The organism is Streptomyces brasiliensis (genome assembly GCF_014647875.1).
In the GTDB taxonomy this organism is placed as follows: Bacteria; Actinomycetota; Actinomycetes; order Streptomycetales; family Streptomycetaceae; genus Streptomyces; species Streptomyces brasiliensis.
This window is the reverse complement of record NZ_BMQA01000007.1, coordinates 1-17568: the sequence shown is the minus strand read 5'-3', so window position 1 is coordinate 17568 and position 17568 is coordinate 1. Positions and strand designations below refer to the sequence as shown.

The window sequence follows — 17568 nt, the reverse complement described above, 5'->3', positions numbered from 1 at the left end:
ATCCGGTAGCGGCAACCGCCACCGCGGTCCGCTACCGGACCACGTCGTGCGCCTCAGCCGCAGCAAGTACGCCAACGGCAGCGCTGCCCGAGCTCGCGCACGTAGCCGTGACGGCGCCAGCGGCGGAAGAAGTCGTACACCGCCCGCCAGTAGGGCAAGTCCGTGGGCAGGGAACGCCACTTGGCGCCGTTGTCGACCAAGTACCGCACCGCGTCGATCATCTCGCGGTGGCAATGCACCTCCGGGCGCTCGCCCCGGCCCTCCAGCCATGCCGGCACCGGCATCGCCGCCCGGACCACCGCCCACTCCGCGTCGGTCATATCGCTCGGATACCGCGGCGCGCGCCTGCCCGGGCCGATCGCCCCGTACAGGTGCACGTAGCAGTCACATGCAAGAGTGACCGCGGTGGACGCGAGGCCGGGATCGGTGTGCACTGCCAGGGCAACGGGCCTCCCGGTGGGAACGGACTTCGACACCCGCCTCCCTACCGAGAGGCCCGCTGCTTCATGCGGCACTGTGACCCCGCCTATGGCCGCGGGAACTTGTGACGGGGCCTCGTATGAAACGTGGAGCAGCACGGTTCACACATTCGGCTCAGTCGAACGGTCACACGAACACGATCTGTGGTGCATTGGTTACACATCGCGAGGCGGATCGGTGAGAGCGCCGCTCGAGGACGGGTCCCGGTGCCAGGGCCGACGATCGCGACCCCACCCTCGATCCCCACAAGTCCCGTGTCCCGCGCGGGCAGAAGCGAAGGCTGGCGATGAACGCTGACCCGACCAGTGACCGAATACCCCGGCGCAGGCTCCGCGGCGCGCTTGCGGTGCTGAGCGCCTGCGGGCTGCTGCTGACCTCGTGCACGGCCACCCTCCTGTGGCTGAGCGCCGCACATATCCCCGCCGGGACGGAGGCCACCGCTGCCACGGCCCCCGTCCCGGCAGGTCTGCTGCGCTATTACCAGCAGCAACTGGACTGGAAGCCCTGCCCGGACAAACCGGCCTTCCAGTGCACGACCCTGAAGGCGCCGCTGGACTACGCCCACCCCGACGCGGGCGACATCACGCTGGCGGCCACCCGCAAACGGGCCACCGGGACCGGCGCGAAACGGATCGGCTCCCTGCTATACAACCCCGGTGGTCCAGGCTCCCCGGCCATCACCGGACTGTGGGCGGCTGCTGATGCCCTCTCGCCATCGGTGCGCGCAGCCTACGACCTGGTCGCGGTCGACCCGCGTGGGGTCGGCGACAGCACCCCGGTGGACTGCAACACCGACACGGCCATGACCCTCCCCAATGCTGGTGTGATCACCACCGCCGGGAAACCAGACTTCGAGGGCATGGACGCGGTGAACGAAGAGATCGCCGATGCGTGCCGACTGCACTCCGGGCGGCTACTGCCCCACGTCGGCACCCTGGAGGCAGCACGGGACTTGGACCTCATGCGCGCCCTCGTCGGAGACGAACGGCTGCACTTCCTCGGCCTCTCCTACGGCACCTACCTCGGGACCACCTATGCCGAACTCTTCCCCTCCCGTGTGGGCCGCATGGTCCTGGACGGAGCCGTAGACCCCTCCATCGACGGCTACCACCGCTTCCTGGACGTCGCGCACGGATACCAGGTCGCCTGGGAGTCCTTCGCCGCCGACTGCGCCACCCGCACCGACTGCCCCGTCGGCCACTCTGCCGAGGAAGCCAACCGCACCCTCGACGCCCTGGTGGCCGCACTCGACCAGAACCCGCTCCGGCCAGGCAAGGACATCACCATCACAGGGCAAGTCCTCCTTGCTGTTGTCACGGAAGCGCTGCGGGCGCCCGCGTGGGAGGACCTGCGCGTGTTGCTGAGCGAGGTGACCCGCCGCGACACCACCGGGCTGCAGAAACTCACCGCCGCGGACCAGGAACACTCCGTCGTCGGCGGCTTGGGTTTTACGGCGGTCAGCTGCCTCAGCGCCCCGCTCGGCCCGCGGTTCACCCCCGCGCAGGCTGAGGCGGCACTCCCCGAGTTCGTCCGTGTCTCACCCCAGTTCGGGGCGCTCTACTCCACTTTCCTCCAGGCGTGTGCGCACTGGCCGGTCGGGCCGACCCAGCCCTCGCATCGCATCGCCGCACCCGGCACCCCGCCGATCCTGGTCGTCGGCACCACCCGCGACCCGGCCGCGCCCTACCTCTGGTCCCAGGCGCTCGCCCGCCAGCTCTCCTCGGGCCGCCTCCTCACCCGGAACGGCGACGGCCACACGGCCTTCCACCAGGGCAGCACCTGCGTCGACACCGCCATCTACCGGTACCTGTTGAACGGTCAGCTCCCACCCGTCGGCACCGTCTGCACCTGACGCAGGGGCAGAAAGCGAGTCTCGAAGATCGAGGCCCATCGGGCCATTGCGGACTCGCCTGAGAGGCACGGAGAACAGCGGCTTCACCGGCGCTCCCGCATAGGTCAGAGACTTGCCAGGTCGGCCGTCGTCCACATACGCAGTCTTCCAAATTGGTGCTGTACAGCAGCGAAGTACATCAACGGCTGATGGCAGCCGGACGCGGTGCCGGCCGTCCGGCACGGCGGACGGCTTGCCGAGCGCGGCCCGTACTTCCTGTGAGCCCGAGGACCTCACCGCAGCGCAGCTTGGCCGGGCTGACGGCCGCTCACGAGTCGGCGATGCTGATGAGCCGTGCTGTGGCGCGGGCGATCACTGCGCGGTCTTCGGCGCTGAGGGCGGCTGGCTGTTCGTCGAGCCAGGCGTTGCGCTGTACTGGGGCGGCGCCGGCGAGTTCGTCGCCTTCTGCGGTGGCGCTGAAGAGCACTTTGCGGCGGTCACCCGGGTCGCGGCTGCGTTCGGCGTAGCCGGCTGAGGTGAGGCGGTTCACGGTCTGGCTCATGGAGGCAGGGGAGACCCGGTCGTGCTTGCTGAGTTCGGTGAGGGTCTGTGGTCCGTGCTCGTGGAGACGGGTGGGCACGGCGAGTACCGCGTCTCCGAGGCTGCCTTCGGGGCGCTCGCTGCGGAAGCGGCGGTAGAGGCGTCCGACGGCGGAGCGCAACTGCCCACCGAGGTCGGCTGCCTCGGCCGCCGCGGCTGCGCCCCAAGGTCAACGACCAGTTGGCTTCGGACGCCCGCGGCGGCCGCGGCGGCCGAAAGGGGTGCGGGGGACGTTGGTGTAGCAGTGCACCAGGCGTTTGACGTCGGCCACGTCCACGCCGAGGTCGTTGAGGACGCGGCGGGCCCGGGAGCCGGGGTTGGTGGCGAGGACCGCGAGCAGTTGGGGAGTGGTGACGACGACCGGGGCGCAGGCCGGGGTGCGTTCGGTCGCCAGGTGTTCGGCGGCGGCCAGCGCGGCTTCCGCCTCGCCGGAGAACACCGGCTCGCTCGTGTCGGCCCGGCCGGTGGGGTGGTCGAAGAGGCGTCGGCTCGCGTCGCGGATCTTGTCGCGGGTGACGCCCAGCTGCTCCAGGGCGGCCGCGGCCACTCCGTCCGTGAGCAGGCCGAGGAGCATGTGCTCGGTGCCCGCCTCGGCCAGTCCCTCGGCGCCGGCGGCGGCCAGCGCTGCCGACAGGCTGCTCTCCAGGTCGCGGGCCCGGACCGCGGTGCCTGACGCCTCGGCCTCCCGGATGCGTTCGACGCGGTCCGCGTAGCGCTGGCGGGCCGCCTGCCGGGAGACGCCGAGGCGCTCGCCGATCACGGTCCAGGAGTGACCGGCCGCGCGGGCCCGGCGTACGACCTCGTCGACGGCCGTGTCGGCCTGGCGGGAGAGGTCATGGGTGACGGCGATGACGGCATCCAGCAACGCGAGTTCGTCATCGCTTCCGGCACGGGCGCGGGCCGCTGTGATGAGCTGGTCCGCGGTGGGCTCAGCGCTCATACCGACAACTGTAGGTTGTCAACCCGACGCCGACAATCCCTCGTTGTCACTCGTCTGACGGGTCGCGATGATGCTGCAGATGTCCACGTCCGTGCAGCTGCTCGGGTCCGTCGTGGCGGCTCTCTCGGCGAGGGTGCGCAGGGCGGTTCGGGTCGCGCGGAGTTCGGCCAGGCGCCGCTCGATGCCCGCCAGGCGCTGCTGGATCAGGTCGGCGACGTGGGCGCAGGGCGCCTCGCCGGAGTCGCGCAGCGCGAGGATCGAGCGGATCTCGGCGAGGGTCAGGCCGGCGGACTGCGCCTCGCGGACGAACGCCAGCCGCACGCGGGACTGGGGCGGGTAGTCGCGGTAGCCGCCCGGTGTGCGCGGTGGCTCGGGCAGCAACCCGGCCTGCTCGTAGAAGCGGATGGTCTTGGCCGTCAGCCCGCTCGCGGCGGCCAGCTCACCGATGCGCATGCCCCGAGCGTACGGCTTGACCTTCCAGCGTGCTGGAGGGTCTAGCGTCGGCCACAGTGAGCCTGACGCGAGAGGACGACGGCATGCGCATCACCTTGCTGACCGTGCCCGACTGCCCCAACGCCCCCGTGGTCCGGGAACGGATCGACCGTGCCCTCGGCGGCCGTGGCGCCGACGTCGAGCTGATCGAGGTCGCGGATCACGAAGCGGCCGTGCGGCTGGGGATGACCGGCTCGCCCACCGTCCTGATCGACGGCACCGATCCCTTCGCCGTCCCCGGCGCCGCCGCCTCCCTCTCCTGCCGCCTCTACCGGGGTCCCGACCGCAGGGCCGAGGGCGCGCCGAGCGTCGCCGACCTCCGGCGCGCGCTGTGCGGCACCGAAGCCGCCGGGGAGCGCGCAGGCCCGGCAGCGGCAGGTCCGTCTTCGGTGCGCTCCTGAGCACACGCTCCTGACCACACCCGGCCCCGGAACTCTGACGGGACCACCGGGGCCCGCGGACCAACAGACGGCACGTCGTCGCGAACTCCCGGGTCCCAGGCTCCACCCCGCCCCCCGCTGTCAGTCCCCCCGCCTACGCTCGGAGGTGATGGCACACGTATGGACATGCTCGGGACTGCGGTGGTCGGGGGACGGGCCCGCGCTGGTATGGGGCGGCGGGGCCGTGAGTGCGTTGGGGTGGGGGAAGCGGGTTGCGTTCGGGGTGGCCGAGGGAGGGGCGCGGGTCTGTGTGGGGGCGCGCGGGCATGCCTGTCCCGTGCGGGCGGTCGTGCCGGGGCGCAGTACCGGCGCGCGGTGTGACGAGTGTGCGCGGCTGGACCGGGCGCACTCCGTGGCCGCCGACACGATCGCCGACGATCCCCGGCCGTACCACGTGTACCTCGCCTGGTTCGGGCCCGGCATGGTCAAGGTCGGGATCACCGCCGTCGAGCGCGGCCCCGCCCGGCTGCTCGAGCAGGGAGCCGTCTGTTTCAGCTGGCTCGGTGCCGGTCCGCTGATGGCCGCCCGGCGCACCGAGGAGCTGCTCCGGGCCGCGCTCGGGGTACCGGACAGGATCCCGTACGGCGCCAAGCGGGCCGTACGGTCCGCGCTGCCGGGGACCCCGGACGAGCGCGCCGCCGAGATCGCGGACCTGCACGACCGTGCCGCGGCGCTCGGCGGCTGGCCGGAGGCGCTCGACCGGGAGCCGTTCCGGCCCGTCGACCACGCCGAGGTGTTCGGCCTCGAAGACGACCCGCGTCCCGCCTTCGGGGAGGTGAGCGAGCTGGTCGCCGGTGGGTCCGTCAGCGGTGAGCTGGTCGCCGCGGCCGGACCCGATCTGCATCTCGCGACCGGGCGCGGAGTCGTCGTCATCGACACCCGGCTGATGACCGGGTGGGAGCTGGTTGCCCTCGGTGGCGCCGCGGAGGGCGGACTCGCGCTGCCCGTGCGGAGGTTCAGGGAGGAGATCGGAGTCCAGGACCAGTTGTTCTGATCGCGGAGTGCGGGGACAGAATGGGGGCCCGGGGAGAGGGAGTGGCGCGTGACAGCAGACACCGGCGAGGCGTACGGCACCGAGGCGGAAGACGTTCGGCGGTTCTGGGAGCGGCTCGGGCTGCCAGGCCTCGTCGACGTGCACACCCACTTCATGCCCGAGCGTGTCCTGCACAAGGTCTGGGCGTACTTCGACGCGCTCGGCCCGCTCACCGGCGGAGTCGAGTGGCCCATCACCTATCGGGAGGACGAGGAGCAACGGACCGGGCTCCTTCGCCGGTTCGGCCTGCGTGCCTTCAGCGCCATGCTCTACCCGCACAAGCCCGGCATGGCCCAGTGGCTCAACGGCTGGGCGGCCGGCTTCGCCCTACGCACGCCCGGCTGTCTGCACACCGCCACCCTCTTCCCGGAGGACGGTGTCGAGGCGTACGTCCAGGAGGCGATCGTCCGAGGCGCGCGTGTGTTCAAGGCGCACGTGCAGGTGGGGGCGTACGATCCGGCCGACGAACTGCTCGATCCTGTATGGGGATTGCTCGCCGAGGCCGGGGTTCCCGTCGTCATGCACTGCGGATCGGGGCCGGCTCCCGGCAAGCACACCGGGCCCGAGCCGGTCGGGCGGGTCCTGGCCCGGCATCCACGGCTGCGGCTGATCGTCGCGCATCTCGGGATGCCGGAGTACGAGGACTTCCTCGCCCTGGCCGAGCAGTATGCGGAAGTGCGGCTCGACACGACCATGGCGTTCACCGACTTCAGTGAGCGGCACGCTCCGTTCCCGCCGCGGGCTCTGCCACGTCTCGCCGACCTCGGCGACCGCGTGCTGCTGGGCTCCGACTTCCCCAACATCCCCTATCCGTACGTCCATCAGCTGCACGTCCTGGAGCGGCTGGACCTGGGTGACGACTGGTTGCGGGCCGTGTGCCACGACAACGCGGCGCGGCTGTTCGGGCTGTGAGACGAGCGACGCCCGGCCCCTGGGCGGCTCCCAGGCTTACCCTGTGTACTCCCTGAACCCACTCTGTGCGTTTCTCAGGGAAATCACAGACTCCAAAAAGCGCGTTCTCAGGGGGCCCCGACAAGGTGTCCACCATGACCACGACCTCGCCCCAGGGGCGCACCGAACTGCTGAGGCCGGACGGGAGCCCCGTCCGCGTGCTGGTGGTGGACGACGAGCAGTCGATCACCGAACTGCTGAGCATGGCCCTTCGTTACGAGGGCTGGCAGATCCGCAGCGCGGGTGACGGGCAGGGAGCCGTTCAGTCCGCTCGCGAGTTCCGGCCCGACGCCGTCGTCCTGGACATGATGCTGCCCGACATGGACGGCCTCGCCGTGCTCGGCCGGCTGCGCCGTGACCTGCCCGACGTGCCCGTCCTCTTCCTCACCGCCAAGGACGCCGTCGAGGACCGTATCGCCGGTCTGACCGCCGGCGGCGACGACTATGTCACCAAGCCCTTCAGCCTGGAGGAAGTCGTCGCTCGGCTGCGCGGGCTCATTCGCCGGGCCGGTGCCGCCGACCGGCGGTCCGAGTCCGTGCTCGTCGTCGGGGACCTCACCCTCGACGAGGACAGTCACGAGGTGTCGCGCGGCGGGGACGACATCCATCTCACCGCGACCGAGTTCGAGCTGCTGCGCTTCCTGATGCGCAACCCGCGCCGCGTGCTCAGCAAGGCGCAGATCCTGGACCGGGTGTGGTCCTACGACTTCGGCGGCCAGGCCAACGTCGTCGAGCTGTACATCTCCTACCTGCGCCGGAAGATCGACGCGGGACGCGAGCCGATGATCCACACCCGGCGCGGCGCCGGCTATCTGATCAAGCCCGCCGCGTCATGAGCGGGCGACGACGGACGCGTACGCGGCAGCGACGCGCGGGACAGCCGCGCACCCTGCGGACGCGCCTCGTCGTCGCGTCCGTCGTGCTGATCGCCGTCGTGTGCTCGGTGATCGGGACCGTGACCACCCTCGCGCTGCGGTCCCACTTGTACGAGCAGCTCGACAGGCAGCTCGGCGAGGTGGCCGTCGGCGCCTCCGGGCCGCCCCGCGGGGCGAGCGTCAAGGACGCCGGTGTCCCACCCGCGGACGATCACCATAAACCGCCCAAACTTGATGATTTCGTCACTAAGGGCCCGCAGCCGCCCGGCACGATCGTGGGCAAGGTCGAGAACGGCACCGTCACCGAGGCCCAGCGCGGCGAGAAGGCGAAGAACAGCAGCGGTGTCTTCGACATGAACCCCGTGGCGCTCAACACCGCCCAGATCAAGGTCCTCGACGGGGTCTCCAAGGACACGAACCGGCGCAGCACCGTCGAGCTGCCCGGCCTCGGCAGCTACCGGGTCCAGTACGCGACCGGCGTCAACGGCGCGTACTACGTGGCCATCCCCACCTCCGACGCCGACAGCACCATCACCACCCTGATCATCGTCGAGGTCTGCGTCACCGCCGCCGGTCTCATCGCCGCCTCCCTCGCCGGCACCGTCATCGTCGGCGTCGCCACCCGCCCCCTGCGCAAGGTCGCCGCCACCGCCACCCGGGTCTCCGAACTCCCCCTGCACACCGGCGAGGTGAACCTCCACGAGCGCGTCCCCGAGTCCGAGACCGACCCGCACACCGAGGTCGGCCGGGTCGGTGCCGCGCTGAACCGGATGCTGGACCACGTCCACGGCGCCCTGCACGCACGCCAGCAGAGCGAGATGCGGGTACGGCAGTTCGTCGCCGACGCCAGCCATGAGCTGCGTACGCCGCTCGCCTCGATCCGCGGGTACGCCGAGCTGACCCGGCGCGGGAGAGAACAGGTCGGGCCCGACACCCGGCACGCCCTGGGCCGGATCGAGTCCGAGGCGGGCCGGATGACCCTGCTCGTCGAGGATCTGCTGCTGCTCGCCCGCCTCGACGCCGGCCGGCCCCTCCAGCTCGAGCACACCGACCTCGTACCGCTCGTCGTGGACACCATCAGCGATGCGCGCGCGGCGGGCCGGGACCACAACTGGCGCCTCGACCTGCCCGACGAGCCCGCCCTCGTGTCGGCGGACGCGGCCCGGCTGCAGCAGGTCCTGGTCAACCTGCTCGCCAACGCCCGTACGCACACGCCGCCCGGTACGACCGTCACCGCGCGCGTCCAGCAGCGCGGGCCGTGCCTGTGCGTGGACGTCGAGGACGACGGGCAGGGCATCCCGCCCGAGCTGCTGCCGCACGTCTTCGAGCGGTTCGCGCGCGGCGACTCGGCGCGCTCCCGGGCCACCGGCTCCACCGGTCTGGGCCTGGCCATCGTGCAGGCCGTCGCGACCGCGCACGGTGGTGCCGTCACCGTGGACAGCGTCCCCGGACGGACCGTGTTCACCGTGCACCTGCGCGCGCTCGCCCCCACCGTGCCGCAGCCGGCCCCCGAAACGAACCGGCAACAGCACTCACAGGCACAGCACAGCGTCACCACACGGGTGCAACAGGGCACCTGACAACAGTCGGTTCCATGCAAACCGACTCTTCTCCCGGCACCCTGCCGGCGCGGGAGCACCTCCCGGCCGGCGCCGCCGGTACGCCAGTCCTGGACGTCGTGATCCCCGTCTACAACGAGGAGAAGGACCTCGGACCCTGCGTGCGCGGACTGCACGAGCACCTGCGGCGCACCTTCCCGTACCCGTTCCGCATCACGATCGCGGACAACGCGTCCACGGACTCCACCCCGCTGGCCGCGGCGCGACTGGACGCGGAGATCGCCGAGGTGCGGTCGTACCGGCTCGAGCAGAAGGGCCGCGGCCGGGCGCTGCGGACCGTCTGGTCGTCCTCGGACGCCCCGGTCCTCGCGTACATGGACGTCGACCTGTCCACCGACCTCAACGCCCTGCTGCCGCTGGTGGCGCCGCTGATCTCGGGCCACTCGGACCTGGCGATCGGCTCCCGTCTCAGCCGGAGTTCGCGGGTGGTGCGCGGTGCCAAGCGGGAGTTGATCAGCCGCTCGTACAACCTCATCCTGCGCGGCTCGCTCCAGGCCCGCTTCTCGGACGCGCAGTGCGGGTTCAAGGCCATCCGGCGCGACGTCGCTGAGGTGCTGCTGCCGCTCGTCGAGGACACCGGCTGGTTCTTCGACACCGAGATGCTGGTGCTCGCCGAGCGGGCCGGGCTGCGCATCCACGAGGTGCCGGTCGACTGGGTCGACGACCCGGACTCGACGGTGCACATCGTGAAGACGGCGACCGACGACCTCAAGGGCGTGTGGCGGATGGGCCGGGCGCTGGCCACCGGTTCGCTGCCGCTGGACCGGCTGACCCGGCCGTTCGGTGACGACCCGCGCGACCGCGAGATCAAGGACGTGCCGCGGGGCCTGGCCCGGCAACTGGTCGGCTTCTGCGTCGTGGGCGGCCTGTCCACCCTCTTCTACCTCCTCCTCTACAGCGGCTTCCGGCAGTTCACCGGCTCGCAGATCGCCAACGCCCTCGCGCTGCTGGTCTCGGCCGTCGCCAACACGGCGGCCAACCGCCGGCTGACCTTCGGGGTGCGCGGCCGGGGCGGCGCCGTACGGCACCAGGCGCAGGGCCTGGTCGTCTTCGGCATCGGTCTCGCGCTGACCGGCGGCTCGCTCGCCGCGCTGAACGCGGCCGCCGGCAGTCCCGCGCACTCCACCGAACTGGCGGTGCTCATCGCCGCCAACCTCGCGGCCACGGTGCTGCGCTTCCTGCTCTTCCGTGCCTGGGTGTTCCCGGAGCGGCGGGAGGGCGAGGAGCCGGTTCTGTCCTCGCCGACGTACACGACCGCGGGCACGCACCAGCAGCCGTATCAGCCGTACCGCACCACCCAGTTCCGCGCCGGTGAGGCCGCGGACGTCGCCTGGAGGGACGCCACCCTGCGGCTGCAGCCGGTGCGCCCTCACGACACCGACCCGGGGGACTCCCGATGACCACCCACTACGACCGGCCGACCCAGCAGACCGGGCCCAGCGACTGGGGCCCGCCCGCTCCCCCAGGACGACGACATGCCCCCGGGTCGGGTGAGCCCCGGCAGCCGCTGGTACGGCCCCTGTGGCGCGGCCGTCCGGAGGACCCGCGCTGGGCCCGCCCCGCCCTCCTGGCCCTGCTCCTCACCACCGCGCTGCTCTACCTCTACAACCTGAGCGCGTCCGGCTACGCCAACTCCTTCTACTCGGCGGCCGTCCAGGCGGGCAGCACCTCCTGGAAGGCGTTCTTCTTCGGCTCGCTGGACGGAGGCAACGCGATCACCGTCGACAAGCCCTCGGTCTTCCTGTGGCCGATGGAGCTGTCGGTGCGGGTCTTCGGCCTGAACTCCTGGGCGGTCCTCACCCCCGAGGTCCTCATGGGCGTCGGCACGGTCGCGGTGGTGTACGCGGCCGTACGGCGCCGGTTCGGCCCGCCGGCCGGTCTGATCGCGGGCGCGGTGCTCGCGCTCACCCCGGTGGCCGCGCTGATGTTCCGGTTCAACAACCCGGACGCGATGCTGGCGCTGCTGATGGCGCTGGCCTGCTACTTCGTCGTCCGGGCGGTGGAGGACGGGCGCACGCGGTGGCTGGTGTGGGCGGGAGCCGCGATCGGCTTCGCGTTCCTGGCCAAGACCTTGCAGGCCTTCCTGATCCTGCCGCCACTGGCGCTGGTCTACGCGGTCTGCGGCCCGGTACGGCTGCGTAGGCGGCTCGCTCAACTCGGCGTGGCGACTCTCGCGTTGGTCGTGTCGGGCGGCTGGTGGGTCGCGGTCGTGGAGCTGTGGCCGGCCTCCTCCCGCCCCTATGTCGGCGGCTCGCAGAACAACAGCTTCCTGGAGCTGACCTTCGGCTACAACGGCCTCGGACGCATCAGCGGCGACGAGACCGGCAGCGTCGGGGGCGGCGGGGCCGGCGGCAACGGCGGCGGCAACTGGGGGACGACCGGCTGGGACCGGATGTTCAACTCCGAGATCGGCAGCCAGATCTCCTGGCTGATCCCGGCGGCGCTGATCCTGCTGGTGGGGGCCCTGTGGGCGACGCGCAGGGCGAGCCGTACGTCCGTCACCCGAGCCTCGTTCCTGGCCTGGGGCGGTTCCCTGGTGATCACGATGGCCGTCTTCAGCTATATGGCGGGCATCTTCCACCAGTACTACACGGTGGCCCTCGCGCCCTACGTGGCGGCCGTGATCGGCATGGGCGCCGGCCTGCTGTGGGAGAAGCGCGGCGAGACGTGGGCGTCGATCACCCTGGCCGCGTCGGCCGTGGCGGCGGCGGCCTGGGGCTACGCCCTGCTCAACCGCACACCGGACTATCTCCCCTGGCTGAAGTGGCTGGTCCTGATCGGAGGCCTGGTGGCCGCGCTGGGCCTGGTCTTCGCGGGCCGGGTTCCGCGGCGACTGGCCCTCGGGGCAGCGGCGGCGGCCCTGGTGGCGGCACTGGCCGGCCCGACGGCGTACACGCTGAGCACGGTCGACTCCGCACACACGGGTTCCATCCCGACGGCGGGCCCGGCAGGGGCGAGCACGATGGGGTTCGGGGGCGGACCTGGCGGACCCGGCGGGGCCGGCGGCGGGATGCGCGGCGGCTTCGGCGGAGGCCTGCCGGGCCAGAACGGGCAGCAGGGGACCGGCAACGGCCTGCCCGGCGGAGGCCTGCCCGGTCAGAACCAGCAGAACGGCACGACACCGGACCAGGGGAACGGCAACGGCTTCCCGGGTGGTGGTCTCATCGGGGAGGGCGGCCGGATGGGCGGCGGAGCCGGTGGCGCCGGCGGCCTGCTCGACGGCGCCAGCGTCTCGGCCGAGGCGAAGAATCTCCTGAAGTCGAATGCCGGGGACTACACCTGGGTCGCCGCGTCCATCGGCTCCCAGAACGCCGCGAGCTACCAACTCACGACCGGGGAACCGGTGATGGCGATCGGCGGCTTCAACGGCACGGATCCGTCACCGACGTTGGCCCAGTTCAAGAAGTACGTGGCGGAAGGAAAGATCCACTACTTCGTCTCCGGTGGCGGCATGGGCGGAGGCATGGGCGGCAGCGACGGCGGCACGTCGTCGCAGATCACCTCCTGGGTGCAGAGCAACTTCAAGAAGGTGACGGTCGGTTCGGCCACGTTCTACGACCTCACGCAGGAGGCCGCGGGAAGCTGACGCGCGGGTCGTCGTCCACGTACCGGGCGGCGACCGCCGTGACGTCGCGCAACAGATCGACGGTGGGCCGCAGCCACACGGCGAGTTCATCGGCGCGGAGTTGGTCCTCGGCTGCCAGCACCGCGTCGACGACACCGAGGAGCGCGGTCGCGGATTCGAGTACGGCGGTGTTGGCGGCGAATTCCAGCACCCCGCCACGCTGGACCAGGACACGCTTCCCGTTGTAGGGGTCCCGGCCGGCGTCGATAAGGTCGGACATAGGACACGCCCTTCGTGTCTCAGCCCCCTGACGCAGCCCTGCCCGGCTTCTCAGGGGGCGCTTTCCATTGCCCATCCAGCGTACTCGAAAGGTCGAATCCTCGGTAGGTCGAATCCCCGGATGCGCGTAATGTCGTCGGGTCGCACGCTTGCCCTCATGGTCGACCGCACGCAGCCCGTCTATCCGCAGATCCTCGACATCCTGCGTGCCCGCATCCGTTCCGGCACGTACCCGCCCGGATCCCGCATGCCGTCCGTGCTGGCGGTCGCGACGGAGTTCGATGTCGCGGCCTCGACCGTTCAGCGGGCAGTGGCCGCCCTGCGCGACGAGGGCCTGATCGTCACCTGGTCCGGCCGCGGCAGCCATGTCGTCGACCCTGTGCCCACCGCGGACAGCTGACAGTGAACGCGGTGGAGCCGGACGCGGTGCGCGTCAGTGTGTGGTTGCGGGAGAAGGCCCGTCGGCGCACACGTGGTGGACAGCCCTCCGGGCTGGACCGGAACCGGATCACCGACGCGACCGTGCGGCTGCTGGACACCGAGGGACTCGACCGGTTCTCCATGCGGCGGCTGGCCGGTGAGCTGAACGTGACCGCCATGTCCGTGTACTGGTACGTCGACACCAAGGACGACCTGCTCGAACTCGCCCTGGACGCCGCCTACGGCGAACTGCGGCTGCCCGACGCCGAGGCGGGCGGTGGGGACTGGCGGGAGCAGCTGCGCGCACTGGCCCGGGAGTACCGGGGGCTGCTCGTGCGGCACCCCTGGCTCTCGCCGCTCGCCGGGCGTTATCTCAACATCGGGCCCAACTCGCTCACGTTCTCCAGGTGGGTGCAGCAGGTGATCCGTCGTACCGGACTGCCCGCGCACGGCATCACGGGCGCCATCTCGGCCGTCTTCCAGTTCGTGTACGGCTACGGCACGATCGAGGGCCACTTCGCCGCCCGGGTCGCGGCGGCGGACATGACCCCGGACGAGTACTTCCACACCGCGATGAGCGCGGTGACCGAAGCCCCCGAGACCGCCGCCGCCGTCCAGGAGTCCGCCGAGATCATGGCGGCCCGCGGCGGTGACACGGTCCAGGAGATGCTGGACCGTGACTTCGCCTTCGCCCTCGAACTCCTGGTGGCCGGCATCGAGGCGATGGTGGCTCGCACCACCCGCGCTTGAGGAACGGCTACTCCCCGGAGACCAGCCGCGCCGGAAAACCACCCGTGGCCACCGGACCCCAGCGCTCCGGCGTCACCCGGATGATGGACTTGCCCTGCTTGATCATCGCCTCCCGGTACTCGTCCCAGTCCGGGTGCTCACCGGCGATGTTCCGGTAGTACTCGACCAGTGGTTCCACCGAGTCGGGGGAGTCGATGACCTCCGACGTGCCGTCGATCTGGACCCAGGGTCCGTTCCAGTCGTCGCTCAGCACGAGCAGGCTGACCCGCGGGTCGCGCTTGGCGTTGCGGGTCTTGGCGCGCTCCGGGTAGGTGGAGACCACGATCCGGCCCGAGTCGTCGACCCCGCAGGTCAGCGGCGATCCCTGGGGGCCGCCGTCGGCCCGTCGGGTGAGCAGGATGGCGCGGTGGCGGGGCCGTACGAAGTCCAGCAGCTCGTCGAGGGAGACGGAGGTGTTCGTCGCGATGTTCGGTGCCATGGAGGCAGCCTAGGGGCAGCGGGCCCGGCTGTGGCTGACCCTGGTGGGCCTACCCTTGCGGCAGTGTCTCGCCCTGGACCGCCTGGATGTCCAGTTCGACCTTGAGGGTCGTACCGATGGCGGCGATGCCGGCCTGGACGATCTGGTTGTAGTTCATGGCGAAGTCGTCGCGGCGCAGCTCGGCCGTCGCGCGGAACGCGGCGCGCGTGCCGCCCCAGGCGTCGGCGCCGGTGCCGAGGTAGGCGAGATCGAGGTCGACCGGCCGTACGACGCCGTGCATCGCGAGTTCGCCGTGGACCGTCCAGTGGTCGGCGCCGGACGCGGTCAGGCCCGTCGAGCGGTAGGTGATCTCGGGATGCCGTTCGACGTCGAGGAAGTCGGCCGAGCGCAGATGGGTGTCGCGCATGGCGGTGCCCGTGTCGATGGACGCGGCCCGGATCACCGCCTCCACCCGGGACTTGGTGATGTCGTCGGGCGCGATCTCGATCGTGGCGGCGAAGTCCGTGAACCGGCCGCGGACGCTGGAGATGCCCAGGTGCTGGGCGACGGCGCCGACCGTGGAGTGGGCCGGGTCGACGGTCCACGGGCCGGGCGGGGGCAACTCGGTGCCGCCCTGCCGGGCCAGCGTCACCGTGCCGATCTCGGCGCGGCCGCTCGCGGTGACGATCGCTCCGGCGGCGGCGGGCGCGAACCCGACGGCCATGATGATCACCGTGTACGCCCCGGGGACCAGCTGGGTCGCGTCGCGGACGGCCCCCTCCGCGTCGGCCTCGGCGCGCAGCACCTGCCGGCCCGTCGTGTCGGTCACGGTGACGACCGCGTGCGACACGGCCCATCCGTCCCGGGTCTGAATCCTCGCGGTCAGTCCCATCCCGTTTTCTCCCTCAAAAGCCATGGATGGCTTCGAAAAGCCTTGCAAAGTGGTCGGGTGAAGCAGACCGGCCCGTGGCACGCGCGCCGTCCGTAGGAGCGCGCCCGCCACGGGCCGGGGCCGAACTACTCGCCGGGGTGGGCGAGTTCGATGTCGTGGCCGTCGACTCCGGTGCCGGAGACGGTCAGGGCCGTCGCCACCGGCGGGTAGCCGGTCGCGATGACCGTGTACTCACCGCTGTTCAGGTCGGTGAAGGCGTACGCCCCGTCCGTGCCGGTGGTGGACGTGCCGACCACGTTGCCCGCCGCGTCCACGAGGGTCACGCGGGCGTCGGCCAGCGGCCCGTGCGGGGCCCGTACGACACCCTGGAGCTGGGCGCCGGCGTCCAGGTCGACCTCGATCCGGGTGACCCCGGTGGTGCTGATCTCGACGGGCAGGGCGCGCGGGCGGAAGCCGGCCGCGTTCACCGCGACGGTCACCGCGCCCGGCACCAGTTCGGCGAAGGCGAACTCGCCCTGCTCACCGGTGTTCCCGGTGGCCAGCAGATCGCCGCGCACGTCGGTGACGATCACCATCGCGTCCTTGACCGGCAGCGCGTTTCCGGCACCCCGGACGACACCGCTCAGCCCGCTGGTGCCGCTGAGCAGGATGTCGAACGACACCGGGTCCTGGCCCACGACGATCGTGGACGCCTGCGGCTGGAAGCTGTCGGCGGAGGCGATCAGGACGTAGGTGCCCGTGCCGGGCGCCTCCATCGTGTAGGAGCCGTCGGCCTGGGCGACCGAGCGGCCCAGCTGGCGGCCGGTGAGGGAGATGAGTGTGACCGCGGCCCCGCCGACCGGGGAGCTCTCGGCACCGCGGACGAAGCCGTGGACCGGGACGCCGCCGGACGCGGACCGCTCGGGGGTGGGCAGGGTGGCCACGGCGGTGAGCTGCCGGGTGGCGGCGGCCTCGGTGCCGTCGCCTTCCGACGGGTTCACCACGGCGGTCGCCCAGCTCGGCACCGGCTGCTCGGCCGTCTCCGGCGCGGACTCGGCCGCCGCCTCCTCCGCCGCCTTCTCCTCCGCGGCCTGGGCGAGCGCGCCCGAGGTGCGCAGCGGGACCTCCTTGATGAACAGCGTGATCAGGAAGGCGACCGCCGCCAGGCAGCCGGCGATGAAGAAGACGTCGGCGATGCCGTGGCCGTAGGCGCTCTCCAGGACCGTGCGCAGCGGCGCGGGCAGCTTGTTCATGTCCGGGATGGAGCCGCCGGAGCCCGAACCGGAGGCGAGGTGCGCGTACTTGGGGCCGAGGTCGGCGAGGCCGTCCTTGACGTAGTGGGTGATCCGGTTGGCCATCACCGCGCCGAGCGCGGAGACGCCGATCGCACCGCCCAGGGAGCGGAAGAAGGTGACCGTGGAGCTGGCCGAGCCGAGGTCGGAGGGCGCGACCTGGTTCTGCGTGCACAGCACCAGGTTCTGCATCATCATGCCTATGCCGAGACCCAGCATCGCCATGAAGATGGCCATCTTCCAGTAGTCGGTGTCGTACCGGATGGTGCCCAGCAGACCCAGGCCGGCCGTCACCAGGACGCCGCCGCTGACCAGCCATGCCTTCCACTTGCCGGTCCGGGTGATGATCTGGCCGGAGACCGTGGAGGAGACGAACAGACCGCCGATCATCGGGATCGTCAGGACGCCGGACATCGTCGGGGACTTGTCCCGCGCCAGCTGGAAGTACTGGGCGAAGAAGACGGTGCCGCTGAACATCGCGATGCCCACGAAGAGCGAGGCGAGCGACGACAGGGTGATGGTGCGGTTGCGGAACAGGCGCAGCGGGATGATCGGCTGGCTGGCCTTGGACTCGACGAGCAGGAAGAGCAGACCGAGGACGATCGAACCGGCCACCATCGTGTACGTCTGCCACGACACCCAGTCGTACTTGTCACCGGCGAAGGTGACCCAG

The 17568-nt window shown here is 71.4% G+C and carries 18 protein-coding genes; 10 read left to right on the top strand and 8 right to left on the bottom strand.

The genetic code is table 11. The annotated features are described in order from the left end of the window. Positions 1-53: 53 nt before the first annotated feature. Positions 54-320: a transposase gene (locus IEZ19_RS12895; RefSeq protein ID WP_229840266.1), complete on the bottom strand. Its 267-nt coding sequence runs from the start codon at positions 318-320 to the stop codon at positions 54-56. Between the two features lie 446 nt (positions 321-766). Between IEZ19_RS12895 and IEZ19_RS12890 the strand changes: the two genes are divergently transcribed. Then, positions 767-2332: an alpha/beta hydrolase gene (locus IEZ19_RS12890; RefSeq protein ID WP_189311293.1), complete on the top strand. Its 1566-nt coding sequence runs from the start codon at positions 767-769 to the stop codon at positions 2330-2332. 307 nt (positions 2333-2639) lie between these two features. On the opposite strand, the gene IEZ19_RS12885 is transcribed toward IEZ19_RS12890, so the two are convergent. From IEZ19_RS12885 to IEZ19_RS12875, 3 genes are read right to left on the bottom strand one after another with little or no spacing between them, the layout of a single operon-like run. Beyond that, entirely contained in the window at positions 2640-3032 is a 393-nt protein-coding gene (locus tag IEZ19_RS12885) for a MarR family winged helix-turn-helix transcriptional regulator (RefSeq protein WP_189311292.1), read from the bottom strand. A 48-nt stretch (positions 3033-3080) separates the two neighbouring features. Next, positions 3081-3851 (bottom strand): Clp protease N-terminal domain-containing protein, encoded by a 771-nt coding sequence (locus IEZ19_RS12880; RefSeq protein WP_189311291.1) that lies wholly within the window; start codon positions 3849-3851, stop codon positions 3081-3083. An 18-nt stretch (positions 3852-3869) separates the two neighbouring features. Next, positions 3870-4304: a heavy metal-responsive transcriptional regulator gene (locus IEZ19_RS12875; protein WP_189311290.1), complete on the bottom strand. Its 435-nt coding sequence runs from the start codon at positions 4302-4304 to the stop codon at positions 3870-3872. Between the two features lie 56 nt (positions 4305-4360). On the opposite strand from IEZ19_RS12875, the gene IEZ19_RS12870 reads away from it, so the two are divergent. From IEZ19_RS12870 to IEZ19_RS12840, 7 genes are all read left to right on the top strand, one after another. Then, positions 4361-4744 (top strand): thioredoxin domain-containing protein, encoded by a 384-nt coding sequence (locus tag IEZ19_RS12870; RefSeq protein ID WP_189311289.1) that lies wholly within the window; start codon positions 4361-4363, stop codon positions 4742-4744. 148 nt (positions 4745-4892) lie between these two features. Then, positions 4893-5777 carry a DUF2797 domain-containing protein gene (locus tag IEZ19_RS12865; protein ID WP_189311288.1) on the top strand — a complete coding sequence of 295 codons (885 nt, stop codon included), beginning with the start codon at positions 4893-4895 and terminating at the stop codon, positions 5775-5777. A 48-nt stretch (positions 5778-5825) separates the two neighbouring features. Beyond that, the gene (locus tag IEZ19_RS12860) at positions 5826-6728 is read left to right on the top strand and encodes an amidohydrolase family protein (protein WP_189311287.1); all 903 of its coding nucleotides are present in this window, start codon (positions 5826-5828) and stop codon (positions 6726-6728) included. 134 nt (positions 6729-6862) lie between these two features. Beyond that, positions 6863-7603 carry a response regulator transcription factor gene (locus IEZ19_RS12855; RefSeq protein WP_229840259.1) on the top strand — a complete coding sequence of 247 codons (741 nt, stop codon included), beginning with the start codon at positions 6863-6865 and terminating at the stop codon, positions 7601-7603. Beyond that, positions 7600-9222, top strand: coding sequence for a sensor histidine kinase (locus tag IEZ19_RS12850; protein WP_189311286.1), 1623 nt, complete (start codon positions 7600-7602; stop codon positions 9220-9222). Before IEZ19_RS12855 ends, IEZ19_RS12850 begins: the two co-directional genes overlap by 4 nt. Positions 9223-9236: 14 nt before the next feature. After that, on the top strand, positions 9237-10661 hold the full coding sequence (locus tag IEZ19_RS12845) for a bifunctional glycosyltransferase family 2/GtrA family protein (protein WP_189311285.1): 1425 nt from the start codon (positions 9237-9239) through the stop codon (positions 10659-10661). After that, positions 10658-12847 (top strand): ArnT family glycosyltransferase, encoded by a 2190-nt coding sequence (locus IEZ19_RS12840; RefSeq protein WP_189311284.1) that lies wholly within the window; start codon positions 10658-10660, stop codon positions 12845-12847. Before IEZ19_RS12845 ends, IEZ19_RS12840 begins: the two co-directional genes overlap by 4 nt. Here the strand turns inward: IEZ19_RS12840 and IEZ19_RS12835 are convergent. Continuing rightward, entirely contained in the window at positions 12822-13106 is a 285-nt protein-coding gene (locus IEZ19_RS12835; RefSeq protein ID WP_189311283.1) for a hypothetical protein, read from the bottom strand. The genes IEZ19_RS12840 and IEZ19_RS12835 overlap by 26 nt on opposite strands. A gap of 156 nt (positions 13107-13262) precedes the next feature. Here IEZ19_RS12835 and IEZ19_RS12830 point away from each other — a divergent pair, with 156 nt between their 5' ends. Both IEZ19_RS12830 and IEZ19_RS12825 read left to right on the top strand, forming a co-directional pair. Next, positions 13263-13505 (top strand): GntR family transcriptional regulator, encoded by a 243-nt coding sequence (locus IEZ19_RS12830; RefSeq protein ID WP_229840257.1) that lies wholly within the window; start codon positions 13263-13265, stop codon positions 13503-13505. A 2-nt stretch (positions 13506-13507) separates the two neighbouring features. Further along, the gene (locus IEZ19_RS12825; protein ID WP_373296965.1) at positions 13508-14275 is read left to right on the top strand and encodes a TetR/AcrR family transcriptional regulator; all 768 of its coding nucleotides are present in this window, start codon (positions 13508-13510) and stop codon (positions 14273-14275) included. A gap of 7 nt (positions 14276-14282) precedes the next feature. On the opposite strand, the gene IEZ19_RS12820 is transcribed toward IEZ19_RS12825, so the two are convergent. From IEZ19_RS12820 to IEZ19_RS12810, 3 genes are all read right to left on the bottom strand, one after another. After that, positions 14283-14753 carry a PPOX class F420-dependent oxidoreductase gene (locus IEZ19_RS12820; RefSeq protein WP_189311282.1) on the bottom strand — a complete coding sequence of 157 codons (471 nt, stop codon included), beginning with the start codon at positions 14751-14753 and terminating at the stop codon, positions 14283-14285. 49 nt (positions 14754-14802) lie between these two features. Then, a complete protein-coding gene (locus IEZ19_RS12815) occupies positions 14803-15624 on the bottom strand; it encodes a YceI family protein (RefSeq protein WP_189311281.1) in 822 nt (273 codons plus the stop codon). Positions 15625-15749: 125 nt separating this feature from the next. Further along, on the bottom strand, positions 15750-17568 hold a 1819-nt coding region (locus IEZ19_RS12810), incomplete at its 5' end, for an MFS transporter (RefSeq protein WP_189311280.1).